This is a genomic window from Xanthomonas cannabis (genome assembly GCF_040616535.1).
Lineage (GTDB): Bacteria > Pseudomonadota > Gammaproteobacteria > Xanthomonadales > Xanthomonadaceae > Xanthomonas > Xanthomonas cannabis.
This window is the reverse complement of the sequence record NZ_CP136580.1, coordinates 68,092-82,330: the sequence shown is the minus strand read 5'-3', so window position 1 is coordinate 82,330 and position 14,239 is coordinate 68,092. Positions and strand designations below refer to the sequence as shown.

The window sequence follows — 14,239 nt, the reverse complement described above, 5'->3', positions numbered from 1 at the left end:
GAGAACATCATGTCCCGACTCAACGGTAAGGTGGCCATCGTCACCGGTGCAGGACGCGGTATTGGCCGGGCAACCGCCACGCTGTTCGCCGCAGAAGGCGCAAAGGTCGCCGTGCTCTCGCGCACCCCCGCAAACGTGGATGCAGTCGTTGCCGACATCACTGCTGCAGGCGGCACGGCACTTGGCATTGTCTGCGACATCGGCGAGGCCGCTCAGCTCACCGCAGCCATCGACACGGTGGCCGCCACCTACGGCGGCATCGACATCCTGGTCAACAACGCCTTCGACCCGAGCGTGCCGTTCTCCTCGATCCTTGAACTGTCGGTGGAGCAGTTGCAGCGCAACCTTGATCTTGGCCCTGTGGCATACCTGCGCGCGATGCAGGCGGCCTACCCCTACCTCAAGGCAAGCGGCGCCGGCCGCATCATCAATTTCGGCTCGATGGCCGGCGTGGTCGGGATGGCGGGCTACGGCCCCTACAACATGGCCAAGGAAGCCATCCGCGCCCTCACCCGCACTGCCGCCCGCGAATGGGGCGCGGACAAGATCACGGTGAACACCATCCTTCCGGTTGCGCAAACGTGGGGGCCAGAGGCCAACGTCCCGGCGCCCACCAATCCGCTGGGCCGCTACGGCTCGCCGGAAGAAGACATTGCCCCGGTCGTGCTGTTTCTGGCCAGCGCCGACAGCCAGTTCATTACCGGGTCGAGCCTCACGCCCGACGGCGGCTCCCTCATCGACAGCGCCCGCTGACCGAACCCCATGACAAGGACACCTGCATGAAGATCCACGCAGTCACCATCGACACCGCCCACCCGCAGGCACTGGCCGCCTGGTGGTCACGCGCCCTGAAGACCCCTGTTGCCAACGACTACGGCACGGTGGTGCAGCTGGCCGCGTCGCCGGACCTGCCGTTGTTCCAGTTTCAAAAGATCGACCACGTGCCGACCCAACGCAACCGCGTCCATGTCGATCTGAGGACGCCTGATCTGGACAGCGAAACCGAGCGCCTGGTTGCGCTTGGGGCAACGCTGGTGCACACCGTTGCATTGCCGCAAATCCGCTACGCGACCCTCACCGACCCGGATGGCAACACCTTCGATCTCATCGCCCAATAGCGCGCCGGCGGCTAGACGCCATGCCGAACGGCAGCGCCGGCGGCAGCACCGATCCACTGCGCGATGCGTTGGCGGAGAGTGCCGCAGGTTCCATCTCGCCGGCGCTGTCAGCGGCGGTGCCTTGGCGTCTGTTTCCTCACGCCTGACAGGCGTCACTGCGTGGTACCACCGCACGGCGGAATGCGCCCCAATGGTCGGCGGCGCAGTGTGCCGGCATCACTCACCCACAGCCGCGCGGCAGGCGGACAGCGCACGGCTGATGTGTTTTTCCACCATCTTGACCGAGATGCCCATCACCGCCGCCACCTCGGGGTAGCTGAGGCCGTCGAAGCGGTTGAGCATGAAGGCCTGCCGGCACTTGGGCGGCAGCGCGGGCAGGGTGTAGCGGTGCAGCTGCTGCAGGGCGCGGTGCGCGGCCACGGCCTGCTCTACAGATGCGCCGCCCACTGCCAGCGGCTCCACCGCCTCCAGCGGCACATGCTGGCGCGCATGCCGGCGATGGCGCGTGCGCCAATGCTCCAGCACCGTGTTGTGCGCAATGCGGTACATCAGCAGCGCAAGGTTCTGGATGTCCGGGGCGTCGCGGTAGGCCAGCAGGCGCAGCAAGGTGTCCTGGGTGAGGTCGGCGGCGGTGTCCGCGTCGCGCACGCGGCGGCGCATGTAGGTGAGCAGCTCGCCACGCAGCACCGCAATCGCCCGATCGAATCGCTCCCTGGCCGGCGCACGCTCCTCGCGCACACACCAGCGCGCGGCGCGGCGGCCCAGTGCGTAGACATGCACCGGCGTGCCGCCGGCGGGCCCCATGCGTGCCACGCGCGCAGTCCCGGGTGGCCACGGGGCGGCACGCCCAGGCGGCCAAGCCGCATCACCCAACACCCGCCGGGCTGGCACGGCGGCCCATGCAAAGGCCCCGCGGTGTGTATTGACGGCCAGGGTCATGCTGTCGTTCACCATGCGAACTCTCCTGCGGCAGGCCGGCATGGCGGTGTGCGCATGCACGGCGTAAGGATCAATCGGCGGGGGCCACGCTCACGACCAACTCGCCATCGCGCAGGCGGATATCGAGCTTGCTGCCGATGGTGAACCCCAGCTGCGCCAGCCAGCGGCCGCGCACGCGCAGCGTGGGAATGCGTTGGTTGCTGGCAGGATAGTAGCCGTATCCAACGGTGCAGCGGTGCGCGGGGGCCGGGACGGCAGGTGGGTGGCAGCGCTGTCGGGGCGGCCAGGTCACTGAGCCTCGGTTGCCCTCCCAACAAGCCGCTTGCCCGGAGACGTCTTCAGGCATCGCGAACTGCCAAAAAAAAGTAAGCAACTGCCGCAATCAAAACGACAATGGGTAGCAGAAGAGCCCAGTAGAGCCAACGTGGCATTGCGTCTCGATCTGACCACCGAAAGGTGATGATCGAGGCAGCCAGCGCTGAGAGCACATAGCCGAACATGCCTTTGCCGCCGAAGTAACTTGCCAGGCAGAGCACTAGCAGTACCAGCACGAACATGAGCAGCGGCTGTTTGACGCCGTCGGGCAAAGACATCCTGCGTGGCTTCGCTAGTGGTGGAGCACACAGATGCGGCACGCCGCCATGCCTGTCAAGTCGCTGACCACGGCCAATGGCGTCACTGCGGGCAACCCGACCGTCGTAGTGAGACTGGCTCAAATCGAGTATCAACGCCGTCAACATTGCAGCCCGGCGCAGCAGTGGATGCTGACCCATTGTTTACCTTTGCGCGCGTCGCTTCGCTTTCCCGCACATCCGCGCCTGGGCAGGCCGGTGCAATCCTCAACTTTGCTCAGCCGGCGCCGGTCTGTGCGAACGGGTCAACTAAGCTGCAGGACATCTCCCCCTCCCGTGGCGGCCATGACTCTTTTGAGCAAAAAGATCCTTGTGTTGGCGACCTTCATTGCGTTGGCTGGATGTCAGCAGAGCGACAACCGGGCGCCTACGGCCACACCAGCAGCACCTGCCGCAACGGCCAAGGCAGCGACACCGGCGCTGGATATCGGCGAGCTGGGTATGAAGGCCGACGCCTGCCAGGATCTGAATGCATTTGCCAACGGCAAGGCGCTGGCGAAGGCCATCCCCGATGACCAGACCGGTATCGGCACCTCGTATGACGTTTACAACGCCAGCTATCGCGATCAGTACGACATTGCCGAGGCCTTGCTGCAGTCGCACCCGGCACCCGGCTCGATCGAGCAGCTGGTCAGGGCCTTTTATGCATCGGGCATGGACACCGCGAGCATCGACCGCCTGGGCGTAACACCGATCCAGCAACGGCTGGCCGCCATCGATGCCTTGAAGGATGAGCGCGACGTTGCCCGCTTCATCACCCAACGCCACGCCGAGGGCGCCAATGTGCTGTTCCAGTTCATGGCCCAGCCCGACGCGCAGACGGTGTCAAAGATGGTTGGCTATGCGTTTGTCGAAGGCATGACGCTCCCTTCAAAAGACTATTACGCCGATGCGCAGTACGCCGGCATCCGCACCGCGTATCTTGCGTATATCGCGCAGTCGTTTGTCTTGGCTGGCACCCCGGCCGAGCAGGCGGCCGCGCAGGCAAAGCAGGTTCTTCAGCTGGAAAGCCGCCTGGCGGCCGCGTTGCTGCCGCCTGCCGAGCAGCGCGACCCGGACAAAATGTATCAATGGCTCACTACCGCGCAAGCCAACGCATTGACCCCGCACTTTGCGTGGAACAGCTTCATGGCGGCGCAGGGTGTCAATGGCGAAAAAGGCCTTGCGCTGTCCCAGCTCGCGTTCTTCAAGGCGTTCGACCAGCAGCTGCACACCGCGCCGGTGGCGCAATGGAAGGCGTATCTGCGTTTCCGTACCATCGATGATGCGGCGCCGTCCCTGAGCAAGCCTTTCGTCGAAAATCATTTCGCCTTCCATGCAAAGACGCTGGATGGCCAGCAGGCGCAGATGCCGCGCTGGAAGCAGGTGATCAATGCCTTGAACGGGTCGGTCGCAGAGGCGATGGGCCAGCTCTATGTGGCCAGGAAGTTTTCGCCGGCCTCCAAGCAGGGCGCGCTCGAGCTGGTGGAGAACCTGCGCGCCGCAATGAAGCGACGCATCGAACACGCCGACTGGCTGAGCGCTGCGACCAAGGCCACGGCCTTGGACAAGCTGGCCAACATTGTCCCGAAGATCGGCTACCCGGACAGCTGGCGGGACTGGTCGGGCTTGCAGCTGGAAGAGGGCGCCTACCTTGGCAATATCGAGCGTGCGGCTGCATTCAATCATCGCGCCGACATGGCCAGGATCGGCAAGCCGGTCGACCGCATGAGCTGGGGTGAGGTGGCGCCGCAAACGGTCAACGCCTTCTACAACCCCAGTGAGAACAGCATCTACTTTCCCGCCGTGATCCTGCAGCCGCCATTGTTCAGCGCCACCGCCGACGATGGCCTCAACTATGGCGGCATCGGGGGCATGATCGGTCACGAGATCAGCCATGCCTTCGATGACCAGGGCAGGCAGTTCGATGCCGTTGGCGCCACACGCAATTGGTGGGCCCCGGCAGATGTTGCCGCATTCACTGCACGTACCGACAAGATCAAGCAACAGGTCAGTCGCTACGTACCACTCAAGAACAAGCCGGACCTGCACGTCAACGGTCAGCTGGTCCTTGGCGAGAGCATTGCCGACTTCACCGGTGTCAACATCGCCTACGACGCGCTGATACTGGATCTACAGAAACATCCCGAGCGCGCGGCAGCCGTTGACGGCTATACGCCAGAGCAGCGCTTCTTCGTCAACTGGGCCCGGCTGTATCGCAACGCCCGCCGGGAAGAGGCGCAGGTGAAGGCGCTCAATTCCGACCCGCATCCGCCCAGCGTGGTACGCGTCAATGCCGGGCCGTCCAACATGCCGCAGTATGCCAAGGCGTTTTCGTGCAAGGCGGGCGACGCGATGGTGCGCACCGATCAGGAGCGTGCGCAGGTCTGGTAAGGCCGGGGTTGAGTGGTGCGGCTTCCACCGCTGTCAGTCACCATGCGAATTTTCCTGCGGCAGGCCGCCACGCTGGTGCGCGCGTGTACGGCATAAGGATCAATCGGCGGGGGCCACGCTCACGACCAACTCGCCATCGCGCAGGCGGATATCGAGCTTGCTGCCGATGGTGAACCCCAGCTGCTCCAGCCAGCGGCCGCGCAGGCGCAGCGTGGGAATGCGTTGGTTGCTGGCAGGATAGTAGCCGTATCCGACGGTGCAGCGGTGTGGCGCACGGGGATGGCCGGGACGGCTTGGTGCGTCCGGGTCGGGGCGCGGGTCGGGGATGGGCGTGCGCTCGGCGTACACCCGTGGCGGGATCGAAGGGTCGAGGGTGCGCCACTCGATCTCGGTGGGCGGCGACGCGGTGGCGCGCTTTTTGCGCGCAGGCGTGGAACGGGATGGGGATCGACGCATGGCAAAGCCCTCCTTGACGAACAGGCCCCGTTGCACAACGCAACGGGATGTCGGGAGGCTAGAAACCGCACACAGCCGGCGGGCGTATTCCCCTTGCGGGTGTTGTATTAGCCGCCCTCCCGACGCAGGCATTGCGTCGGTTGCACCTGCGAAGAATGCAGGCACAAAAAACCCACCGGTTTGACGGAGGTGGGTACCGCTGTGTGAGGAGTTTCTAGGCTCCTGTGGTTGAGAGTGCTATGCGATTCCTAACGTGTCAACTGGGTCCAGCGCCCCTTATTTCCCCCAGTACCAGCAAGAAGCTTTGGGCTCTCTCGCAGTGAAAGCACAAAGCGCATGCGCGCAGGTGCGCTGCCGCAGTGAGCGCGACGCTGGCAGTACCAGGGAGCGTAGTGAGATAAATGCCTGTAGCCCCCCTTCTTCCTGATCTCCCCTCTTCCGATGCGCGGCATCCGGACCATGCAATGCATCGACAGATTCGTGGCAACGTGGAGCAGCTGAATGCAGCCGTCGGACGCACGTTCGATGCAACCAATGAGCGGATGGCGGCTAGTCTGCTGACGCCGGCCAACGACAATGGGTGTCCTCGATCGGGCACCTATTGCTTAACGAAAGGGCTAAGGATGTAACTGCTGCACAAACACTGTTTGCAGTGCAAGGCGAGCCGCAAGACCGAGCGAGCTGACAACGCATATGCTGACGGTAAAGGCCGCGCAACGCCCATCGCAAGAAAGCTTTGCGCAGCTGGAAACGGTCAATCAACGCTTGGAGCATGAGCGCTCACAGGAGCAGCAACAGCGCGGTCCGTTATCGATCTTGTAAGGAAGATGACGGTCGAATTTGCCCTTCTGGAGCCGCAAATCATGCTGACAGCTAAATAATTTGCAAAATTGAGCTCATCTTCATAGTCGTTGCCAGGGTCAGATTGGACCTGACCCCAACTTGTCTCTGCCCCCCCTTGTTGAGGCTTTTTCTTGTTGACTTGACTTCCCCATTTTCCGATCACTTACTCAAATCAGCGATTACGGCAGAGATAATTCTAAAATCGCAGTACATCATTAATGGCGTCTCGCCTAGCCTTAGTTCTAGCTTCCATTAGTATTAACTCTCCACGAATTAGTTCAAATAGATCCAAACCAAATTCGCCTGGCACTTGAGCAATGATGTTCCAGACAGGAGACCTCAGCGGAAGTTTACTGACATCAACTGATTCCAGATCTATGGCCAGTGCCGAATTTTTTTCATCTCCGACTCGCTCCAATATGGGATTACCTTTGAATAACTTTTTCATAAATAAGACCAAAGCGAACACACTCGTTTTATTCAGCACATACGACCGCACGCCATCGTCACTAAATTGCACCTCCTTGAACATTAATTTATAAATTGATCTCCAAGTTTTTTTTGTAATCTTTCTGTTTTTTTCATTGCCGAACAAAGAACTCAATCCAGGTATTAAATAATCTTCTTCAACATGGTGAGGAGAAATTTCATAAAGCAAAGTTAATACATTTTCAGAAGTAACGCTGCCATCGTCAGACATCGACTTAATGTATGCCTTTCGCGTATTTTCATTTGCATCATTCACAAATCGCGCAACAAAGTATTCTTGGAACGAACGATGAACAAATGTGAGATCGAGTCCATCCTCGATTAATAGGCACACAACCTGTTTCGCGTCATCTATAAATTCATCAGATTTTACGGTCGGCATACCCGCAATAATTTTCGCTTTGTTAGCAAAATCCACTGCGGCTAATGAAGAAAATCGAATATTTTTATTTTTATAAGTTACCGCGCAGAAAGCCGAAAACAATCTGGCAAAGGCATAAAGATCGAGGCTACTTTTACGTTCTCGCCTATAGCCGGATTTCAATGCGTCGTGCTTTTGAAAAAGAGCAGTAAATGCCTGCTCGTAAAATGAAGCAAACTTAGTTGGTATGTCAGCTGAATCCCCATAAGTTAACAGCATTATCGATAACAGCAAGGGATTGGATAGAAAATACTGGTGTGACTCAAATAACCCGTTACGTAAGCTATAGATAAATCGCTGCTTTACTTCCACCTCACCCTCATACCTAATCTTCTCAACCAGCTCGCAAGCATCATCCATGCTGAGCGGTGCTATTTTGGCAGTGGTAAAATCGTCCCAGCCTTCCAATACCATATCAGGTCGAGACGAAATTATTATTCTGGAATTGCAATTAGAGGCCATCTTTTTAATGCTTTTTTCTAATTTTTTTCTGTATAAAGACGGCACTTCGTCGAAACCATCAAGTATAATTATGAGCAATCCGTCGGCTATTGACTTTGCTGCAAATTTTTTGTCTAGAGGAAACCCATGCTCTGCCATGAACCTCACAACAACTCCCTCTATGTCGCTATATTCGTCTTGACCAAGGCTTCTTAACTCAATAAATACAGGATACCCGCACCCGGTCTCTATTGAATTTAAAAGCAGGTGCCTCATGAAAATTGTTTTACCGGAGCCCCCTGTGCCGGTTATTATTGTTCTTTTTCCTGTTACCGCATCTAGCGTCGCGAGATCAGCTCTTGGGTAGTACTTATCGCGCCTCGTACTGATAGTTGAAGGCACGTAAAAATCGTCGAGGTATTGCGGCTCATCTCTTACGAAAAATGTTCTAGCCCTACAGTATTTCTTTATTAAAGCAGAGCAATACTCATTGTGTGCTTTACGAAAATCATATGAAATTGATTCGGTTAGAGATTTTCCAGCTACAGAAGCTATCTTTAACGCAACTGGTATTAGTCCGACAGACTTTTCTAGTGCTTTGTTAATATCCATTATTGACCTCCTGATTTTTCAGATAAATATCTTGAATTTTATCGCACACGACAACCTACCTAGGAAAAGATCGATCACCATAGCCAGGTATGTCCAGCCCTCATGCGTGCAGGTGAAAGTGCAATCGCTCGGCCAGGCCGGGTCTGGCTCAGTCACGCACCCTGCCGATCGAGCAGGTTGGCCGCGGCCTTGCACGGCGTTCCATCAAGCAGGTGCGGTTGCGACCATACCGCTTACTGCTCATGGGTACCTCAGAATTGGCATCTCCATGGCCTGGAGATGTCTGGAAACCATGGGGTTCAAGCGCTGCATCGATATAGCCAGTGATAGCGCTTCAGGCGTAGCGGTGCTGCTGAAGCCAACGGCGCACGATGCGCGCTCTTCGTTTCACGACGTTGCAGTTCGTCGGCAGGCAGCGCTGTGCCGGGCACGCCGTCAATGATGGCGATGGCCGAGCGCAGCCGGTGTTGTGATTGAAGGATTCCATCATCCAGTGCGCCAGCGCCAGCAACGAGCCGGTGTAGCGCCCCCCCCCGAGAAAGGGCAGAGAATCGTATGAAGACGTTGATCGCTGTGGCGCTGGCGTTTGCCATGTCCTTGCCGGCCGCTGCTCAGAACCAGCCGCCTGCTGTGCCCAAGACCACCTACATCCACGCAGGGCGCTTGCTGGCGGTTCCAGGACAGGCGCCGCGCGGGGCGTCGACGATCATCGTGCGCAACGACAAGATCGCCGAGGTTCGCGATGGCTTTGTCTCGCCGGAGGGCGGCGCGACGCTGATCGACCTGAAGGACCGGTTTGTCCTGCCCGGCTTGATCGACGCGCACGTGCACCTGCTCGGCATCGGCGGCGACCCGTTGAGCTCGCGGCTGAAGGCGCTCAGTGCCGAGCCAGCCGACGAGGTTCTCTACGGGGCGGGCAATGCCCACGCGACGTTGATGGCGGGGTTCACCACGGTGCGCGATCTGCATGACGATCCACACGGCATCCGCGCCTTGCGCGACGCGATCGAGCGCGGCGATGTCGACGGGCCGACGATCGTGAATGCCGGCGCCGCCATCTCCACGACCGGCGGCCACGGCGACCCCAGGAATGGGCTGGCCGAGCCCTATGCTCACGCCATCGCCGAGACTGCCGAGAATATTTGCGACGGCCCCGCCGATTGCACGCGTGCGGTACGGCGGCAGGTCGGGCTGGGCGCGCTGGTCATCAAGTTCGCCGCCACCGGTGGGGTGCTATCAGACGTCTCCGGTGGGCTGGGCCGCGCGTTCACCGCAGACGAAATGAAGGCGATCGTCGACACGGCGCATGGGCTTGGTCGCAAGGTGGCAGCGCACAGTCATGCTGTGGAAGGCACCAAGGGCGCGCTGGCCGCCGGGGCCGATTCCATCGAACACGGCAGCTTCCTGGACGAGGAGGCGATTGCGCTGTTCAAGCGCACCGGCGCCTATCTGGTGCCGACCGAAATGGCGTCCGTTACGGTGGTGGCGCAGGCGCGTGCCGGTGCGCTACCGGCGTCGGCCATCCCGAAGGCAGAAGCGGTTGCTGCGGCGATGGTCGACAGCCACCGCCGCGCGTTTCGCGCTGGCGTGAAGTTTGCGTTCGGCACCGACAGCGGGGTTTCGAAACACGGTGACAACGCCAAGGAGTTTGCGCTGCTGGTTGAGCAAGTGGGCATGAGTCCGGCACAAGCCATCCGCACCGCCACTGTCGCCGCTGCCGATCTGCTGGGCCAGTCCAACCGCATCGGTACGGTGGAGGCGGGCAAGGCCGCCGACATCATTGCCGTGTCAGCATCGCCGCTCGAGGACGTGCGGCGCCTGGAGCGGGTGGATTTTGTGATGCACGGCGGGCACGTGGTGAAGGGGAGCGGGGCACGTTGCCCGGCATCCTCGACGGCGTGCAGCGAATGATCGACGTCGTTGACGGGATCGCCTTGGTTTATCGAGAGTAGCCAGAGATATCTTGCGCATAACCTCACGGTCGCGCACATGAACGACACCACTGAGAAGAACGCTACCCGGATGGAGTCCCCCGTCGCTGCTGCACGTACGGGGGAGAGACAATGTGTGGAACTGACCGAGGCCCTTAACGCACTCAGCCCTACGCGCTGGCGTCGGCCGTTGACAATGCCGGCACGCTCATCGACTGCGCCAGAAGGGCACCGTATCGCTGCAAATGCTGCTGGAAGCGGCTGGCGTAATCCGGTCCCACCGCCGAAATCACGCTCTGCCGTGCAGCCAAGGCCGTACGCCATGCGCGCACACGCGGTAAGTCGTGGAAGATCGGCGCGGAGATGTCCGCCTGCAGCAGGTCGAAATAGCGCAGCAGCGGCGCGAACACCACATCGACCATGCCGAATGTGGGGCCGGCGAAGTAAGGACCTTCGCCCAGCACGTCCTCGATCTTTTGCAGCTTGCTGCGGAACGCGGCGCGCGCAGCGTCGGCGGTAGCCTGGTCGCTAGCGTTGAGGAACTGCCAGCCATCGGCAAAGGTGGGCGTTGCGAACTCGATCCAAGAACGCTGCTGCGCGCGTTGCAGCGGGTCGTTGGGATACAGGCTGGGTTTGCCGCTGATGTCGTTGAGGTAGTCGCAGATCACCACGCTTTCGAACACGGTGGCCACGCTACCGTCCGGCTGGCCGATGCGCAGCAGCGGCACCTTGCCGGTGGGCGACAGCGCCAGGAACCAGTCCGGCTTGGCCGACAGGTCGACGTTGATGCGCTCGAACGGCGCAGCGTTTTCCAGCAGCACGATCGCCGCGCGTTGCACGAAGGGACACAGCGGGTGGCTGATCAGGGTCAGGGAAGTAGACATGGGTTATCTGGGTCGCATTGAGAGGGGTGTTACAGGGGCGGCCGTGCGCAGGGCCATGGATTCGCACGTCATCCATGGCAGAAGGACGCGCAGGGCTACGCAGCGCGCGCAGACCGCCGTGCATGCAGCGGAATGGACGCCGGGCCTTGCGTGCGTGCCAGCGCGCAGGGCGCTTCGCCGGGCCTGCGCCCGCGCACCGGCCGGTTGCGCAGGCGGGCGGTCAACGCTGGCATTGCCGGCAGGAGCGGCGCTGCGCGCCCTCACTGCCGGTGCCGCAAGGACGGCGGCCATGGTCAGCCGTTGAGCAGGCGGCCGCCGTCGACCACGATCTCCGACCCCACCGTCCAGCGGGATTCGTCCGAGGCCAGGTACAGCACCGCCTTGGCGACTTCTTCCGGGGTGCCGAAGCGGCCCATCGGAATGGTGGCCGCGATGTCCTGGTTGACCTGCGCGCGGTAGGCATCGGGGATGCCGAGCTTGTCGTACAGCGGGGTTTCCACCGGGCCTGGGCTGACCGCGTTGAGGCGGATGCCGCGATCGAGCAACTCGCTCGACAAGGTCTTGGCCATGTTCAACAAGGCCGACTTGGTGGCACCGTACACCGACGAACGGGCCACGCCGGCGTGGGCGTTGACCGAGGTGTTGAGCACCACCGACGACGGGTTGGCTAACACCGGCAACAGCGCCTGCAGCAGAAAGTACGGGCCTTTGACGTTGATGGCGAAGGAGGCGTCGAAGGCCTGCTCGGTCCAGTCCTCGATCGGAAGCCAGACCGAGACGCCGGCATTGAGGAAGGCCACATCGAGCTGGCCGTAGTGTTCCGCGATGGCCCGCGCCAGTTCCTGCTGGGCGGCGACGCTGGCCGAATCGGCACGCAGCACCGGCACTTCGGAACCAAGAACGTTCTTGGCCTTGGTGATGGAGTCCGGGTTGACACCGGTGACGATGACGCGGGCGCCTTCGGCGAGGAACTGCCTGGCGGTTTCCAGACCAATACCACTGGTGCCGCCGGTGATAAGGGTGCGTTTGCCTGCTAGACGGGACATGCGTTGCTCCTGGTGAGGGAGGCCGACCACATTGGCGGGCCTTCGGTAAGCGCATCATTGCCCCATGCTTGATCTGCGATAAGATCCTGCGACCGCATAACTTTCATGCTTCCCACGCATGAGTCGAAGGCAGGCATGGACCGTTTTCTGTTGATGAACTGCTTTGCCCGCGCTGTGGAAACCGGCAGCTTTTCCGCAGCCGGGCGCGACCTGGGGCTGGGGCAGCCCAACGTCAGCCGCCACGTGGCGGCGCTGGAAGAGCATCTTCAAACGCGGCTGCTCAACCGCTCCACCCGCAAGCTGGTGCTCACCCCGGAGGGCGAGCGTTATTACGCGGAGGTGCGCCGCATCCTGGATGCGGTGGGCGAGTCTGAAATGTCGCTGCGCGATGACGTGCAGCCCTCCGGGTTGTTGCGGGTGGCCTGCCCTACGGCGCTGTCGCACACCTTCGTGTTGCCGCTGGTGCCGGCATTTTTGCAGCGGTTTCCGTCACTGGAGCTGGATCTGCAGATCAGCGACCGCTACGTCAATCTGCTCGACGAAGGCGCGGAGCTGGCGATCCGTATTGGTCATCTGGACAGCAGCGCATTGCGCGCACGGCGGATCGGCGCGTTTAAACGGGTGATGGTGGCCAGCCGTGCGTACCTGGGCAAGCGCGGAGTGCCGACCGTGCCCGACGACCTGCGCCACCACGACTGCGTGCTGTACACCTTGCTCGCCACCGGGACGAGCTGGCGTTTCAAGGACACCGATGTGCCGGTGTCGGGCAGGTTCCGGGTCAACTCGCCCGAAGCCACGCGCGCGGCGGTTACCGCCGGGCTTGGCATCGGCCAGGGCCCGACCTGGCTCTACGAAGACGGCCTGGCCTCGGGCGAGCTGCAGACCGTGCTGGACGACTTCGCCCCACCGCCGGCACCGATGCAGATCGTCTACGCCGCCAACCGGCTGGTGCCCAAGCGGGCGATTGTGTTCATGGATTTCATTGCAGAAGAATTCGCGAAGATTCCGCAGCTCAACACGGTTGGGTGATCGATCGGCACTGCAGGTGTGTCGCGCGAGATGTTTCATCGTCAGCGCGCGCTACGTACACACTGAAGTGGCTGCGGCGCAACGATTTTCATGGTGCCTGTTCAACCGGTGCAGGTAGGGATCCTTCCCTGCCCCAACGCGAAACCATTCCACCGAATCGGGCGTCTTGGGCAAACGCCGCTGTCGGCGATCCTTGCCGTATGTGCGGTTGCTGAAAAACAGCGTGGTGCCGCAGCGCGCGTCCTTCGCGTTCCCCGGCCTGCTCCTGGCCTGGGCGGCAAGTCTCATGCATCCGCGCCATTGATGGCCCACTGCGCCGCAAATGCGCGTTGGTAGGCCGGGCGCTGTTCGCCGCGGGTGACGTAGTCCTGCAGGTTGGGATAGCCGTCCAGCAGGCCGGTGAGCTTGATGCGGATTAGCACCGAGATCATGAGCAGGTCGCCGGCACTGAACTCGCCTTCCAGCCAGGGGTTGCTGCCCAGGTAGTCGCCCAGGTGCTGCAGGCGGCGCTGGATGCGCTTGTGCAGCAGCGGCAGGCGCTCTGCCATCCAGGGTTTGTCGGCTTCCAGCAGCAGGGCGTTGCCCAGCTCCAGCATGGGCGGCTCGACGGTGTTGAGTGCGGCAAACATCCAGGCGATGGCGCGCGCACGGGCGTTGTCGTCGTGCGGTAGCAGGCCGGGGTAGCGCTGGGCGATATGCAGCACGATGGCGCCGGTTTCGAACAGCGCCAGCTCGCCGTGCTCGAAGGTGGGGATCTGGCCGAACGGGTGGATGGCCAGGTGCGCGGGTTGCTTGAGCGCGCGGAACGGCAGCAGGCGTACTTCGTACGGTTGGCCCACTTCTTCCAGCGCCCAGCGCAGGCGGGTGTCGCGCACGAGGCCTTGGCCACCATCGGGCGAGCGCTCGAAGGCGGTGATGGTGATCGTCATGGTGGGCAGGCTCCCTGTGGTCGGCGGCTGAGGCCGTAGGGTACGCCTGCGCTGGGCCGGCGCCATGGGCGAGGCCGGCCCCTGCGTTGCCGGCCG

At 61.4% G+C, this 14,239-nt stretch carries 13 protein-coding genes and 1 pseudogene; 6 read left to right on the top strand and 8 right to left on the bottom strand.

What is annotated here, in order from left to right; translation table 11 throughout:
- Window positions 1-9 precede the first annotated feature (9 nt).
- Both RZV17_RS00345 and RZV17_RS00340 read left to right on the top strand, forming a co-directional pair.
- Window positions 10-753: an SDR family oxidoreductase gene (locus RZV17_RS00345; RefSeq protein ID WP_355606220.1), complete on the top strand. Its 744-nt coding sequence runs from the start codon at window positions 10-12 to the stop codon at window positions 751-753.
- 26 nt (window positions 754-779) lie between these two features.
- On the top strand, window positions 780-1,118 hold the full coding sequence (locus RZV17_RS00340; protein WP_184384328.1) for a VOC family protein: 339 nt from the start codon (window positions 780-782) through the stop codon (window positions 1,116-1,118).
- Between the two features lie 216 nt (window positions 1,119-1,334).
- On the opposite strand, the gene RZV17_RS00335 is transcribed toward RZV17_RS00340, so the two are convergent.
- The 3 genes and pseudogenes from RZV17_RS00335 to RZV17_RS00325 form a co-directional block, all read right to left on the bottom strand.
- Window positions 1,335-1,922 carry an RNA polymerase sigma factor gene (locus RZV17_RS00335; RefSeq protein WP_355609554.1) on the bottom strand — a complete coding sequence of 196 codons (588 nt, stop codon included), beginning with the start codon at window positions 1,920-1,922 and terminating at the stop codon, window positions 1,335-1,337.
- Between the two features lie 205 nt (window positions 1,923-2,127).
- Window positions 2,128-2,292, bottom strand: a pseudogene (locus tag RZV17_RS00330) (SymE family type I addiction module toxin); the annotation flags it as partial.
- 103 nt (window positions 2,293-2,395) lie between these two features.
- Window positions 2,396-2,650: a hypothetical protein gene (locus RZV17_RS00325; RefSeq protein ID WP_355606217.1), complete on the bottom strand. Its 255-nt coding sequence runs from the start codon at window positions 2,648-2,650 to the stop codon at window positions 2,396-2,398.
- 33 nt (window positions 2,651-2,683) lie between these two features.
- Between RZV17_RS00325 and RZV17_RS00320 the strand changes: the two genes are divergently transcribed.
- Window positions 2,684-5,062, top strand: a complete 2,379-nt coding sequence (locus RZV17_RS00320; protein WP_355606214.1) for a M13 family metallopeptidase — start codon at window positions 2,684-2,686, stop codon at window positions 5,060-5,062.
- A gap of 99 nt (window positions 5,063-5,161) precedes the next feature.
- Here RZV17_RS00320 and RZV17_RS00315 read toward each other — a convergent pair whose 3' ends face one another.
- The gene (locus RZV17_RS00315) at window positions 5,162-5,518 is read right to left on the bottom strand and encodes a SymE family type I addiction module toxin (RefSeq protein ID WP_355606211.1); all 357 of its coding nucleotides are present in this window, start codon (window positions 5,516-5,518) and stop codon (window positions 5,162-5,164) included.
- 401 nt (window positions 5,519-5,919) lie between these two features.
- Between RZV17_RS00315 and RZV17_RS00310 the strand changes: the two genes are divergently transcribed.
- Window positions 5,920-6,147, top strand: coding sequence for an XVIPCD domain-containing protein (locus RZV17_RS00310; protein WP_355606207.1), 228 nt, complete (start codon window positions 5,920-5,922; stop codon window positions 6,145-6,147).
- 410 nt (window positions 6,148-6,557) lie between these two features.
- Here the strand turns inward: RZV17_RS00310 and RZV17_RS00305 are convergent, their stop codons facing one another.
- Window positions 6,558-8,324, bottom strand: coding sequence for an NACHT domain-containing protein (locus tag RZV17_RS00305; protein WP_355606204.1), 1,767 nt, complete (start codon window positions 8,322-8,324; stop codon window positions 6,558-6,560).
- 555 nt (window positions 8,325-8,879) lie between these two features.
- On the opposite strand from RZV17_RS00305, the gene RZV17_RS00300 reads away from it, so the two are divergent.
- Complete coding sequence (locus RZV17_RS00300) at window positions 8,880-10,235, top strand: amidohydrolase family protein (protein ID WP_355606201.1); 1,356 nt, start codon at window positions 8,880-8,882, stop codon at window positions 10,233-10,235.
- 190 nt (window positions 10,236-10,425) lie between these two features.
- On the opposite strand, the gene RZV17_RS00295 is transcribed toward RZV17_RS00300, so the two are convergent.
- On the bottom strand, window positions 10,426-11,139 hold the full coding sequence (locus tag RZV17_RS00295) for a glutathione S-transferase family protein (RefSeq protein ID WP_047696055.1): 714 nt from the start codon (window positions 11,137-11,139) through the stop codon (window positions 10,426-10,428).
- A gap of 293 nt (window positions 11,140-11,432) precedes the next feature.
- Window positions 11,433-12,185: an SDR family oxidoreductase gene (locus tag RZV17_RS00290; protein WP_355606197.1), complete on the bottom strand. Its 753-nt coding sequence runs from the start codon at window positions 12,183-12,185 to the stop codon at window positions 11,433-11,435.
- 135 nt (window positions 12,186-12,320) lie between these two features.
- Here RZV17_RS00290 and RZV17_RS00285 point away from each other — a divergent pair, with 135 nt between their 5' ends.
- Window positions 12,321-13,214, top strand: coding sequence for a LysR family transcriptional regulator (locus tag RZV17_RS00285; RefSeq protein WP_355606194.1), 894 nt, complete (start codon window positions 12,321-12,323; stop codon window positions 13,212-13,214).
- Window positions 13,215-13,498: 284 nt separating this feature from the next.
- Here RZV17_RS00285 and RZV17_RS00280 read toward each other — a convergent pair whose 3' ends face one another.
- Window positions 13,499-14,143, bottom strand: a complete 645-nt coding sequence (locus RZV17_RS00280) for a glutathione S-transferase family protein (protein WP_166749943.1) — start codon at window positions 14,141-14,143, stop codon at window positions 13,499-13,501.
- Window positions 14,144-14,239 lie beyond the last annotated feature (96 nt).

Bases quoted from the DNA above. Each gene is read 5' to 3' on its own strand.
- RZV17_RS00345 (WP_355606220.1), top strand. From the start codon at position 10: ATGTCCCGACTCAACGGTAAGGTGGCCATCGTCACCGGTGCAGGACGC.
- RZV17_RS00340 (WP_184384328.1), top strand. From the start codon at position 780: ATGAAGATCCACGCAGTCACCATCGACACCGCCCACCCGCAGGCACTG.
- RZV17_RS00335 (WP_355609554.1), bottom strand. From the start codon at position 1,922: ATGGGGCCCGCCGGCGGCACGCCGGTGCATGTCTACGCACTGGGCCGC.
- RZV17_RS00325 (WP_355606217.1), bottom strand. From the start codon at position 2,650: ATGTCTTTGCCCGACGGCGTCAAACAGCCGCTGCTCATGTTCGTGCTG.
- RZV17_RS00320 (WP_355606214.1), top strand. From the start codon at position 2,684: ATGCGGCACGCCGCCATGCCTGTCAAGTCGCTGACCACGGCCAATGGC.
- RZV17_RS00315 (WP_355606211.1), bottom strand. From the start codon at position 5,518: ATGCGTCGATCCCCATCCCGTTCCACGCCTGCGCGCAAAAAGCGCGCC.
- RZV17_RS00310 (WP_355606207.1), top strand. From the start codon at position 5,920: ATGCCTGTAGCCCCCCTTCTTCCTGATCTCCCCTCTTCCGATGCGCGG.
- RZV17_RS00305 (WP_355606204.1), bottom strand. From the start codon at position 8,324: ATGGATATTAACAAAGCACTAGAAAAGTCTGTCGGACTAATACCAGTT.
- RZV17_RS00300 (WP_355606201.1), top strand. From the start codon at position 8,880: ATGAAGACGTTGATCGCTGTGGCGCTGGCGTTTGCCATGTCCTTGCCG.
- RZV17_RS00295 (WP_047696055.1), bottom strand. From the start codon at position 11,139: ATGTCTACTTCCCTGACCCTGATCAGCCACCCGCTGTGTCCCTTCGTG.
- RZV17_RS00290 (WP_355606197.1), bottom strand. From the start codon at position 12,185: ATGTCCCGTCTAGCAGGCAAACGCACCCTTATCACCGGCGGCACCAGT.
- RZV17_RS00285 (WP_355606194.1), top strand. From the start codon at position 12,321: ATGGACCGTTTTCTGTTGATGAACTGCTTTGCCCGCGCTGTGGAAACC.
- RZV17_RS00280 (WP_166749943.1), bottom strand. From the start codon at position 14,143: ATGACGATCACCATCACCGCCTTCGAGCGCTCGCCCGATGGTGGCCAA.